Source organism: Synechococcus sp. CCY 9618 (genome assembly GCF_019038415.1).
GTDB lineage: Bacteria > Cyanobacteriota > Cyanobacteriia > PCC-6307 > Cyanobiaceae > Cyanobium.
This window is the reverse complement of the sequence record NZ_JAFKRG010000132.1, coordinates 1-370: the sequence shown is the minus strand read 5'-3', so window position 1 is coordinate 370 and position 370 is coordinate 1. Positions and strand designations below refer to the sequence as shown.

Sequence of the window (370 nt, the reverse complement as noted above, 5' to 3'; positions counted from 1 at the left end):
CGCAAGTGGCTGGCGCGCTTTCGTTCAGGCGGGCCAGCGGCACTGGCGGATCGACGGAGTGTTCGCCGCACCCAGCGGCGGACGCTCGATCCGCAGCGCCTGCAGCAGGCCGTGGAGCTCAGGCACCAACGCTGCACCCTCCGGAGGATCGCCCGGGTGGTGCTGGTGCCGATCAGCACCCTGGCCCGGGCGATGCGGCGCCTGGGGCTGAACCGGCTGCGGAACCTTGACCCCAAACCCCCCGTGCAGCGGTACCAGTGGGAGCAACCGGGGGACATGATCCATGTCGACATCTAGCCGTAGGCTTCTCCGAAGGAGTAGCAGCTGGCCCGCTTTGAGCGGGTCGGCCACCGGATCACCGGTGATCCAC

General features: G+C 69.2%; 1 protein-coding gene. It reads left to right on the top strand.

Features of this window, described 5'->3' with window-relative positions:
• Positions 1-297, top strand: a 297-nt coding sequence (locus tag KUG41_RS15460) for a helix-turn-helix domain-containing protein (RefSeq protein ID WP_254217355.1), incomplete at its 5' end; no start/stop codon positions are given.
• Between the last annotated feature and the right edge of the window lie 73 nt (positions 298-370).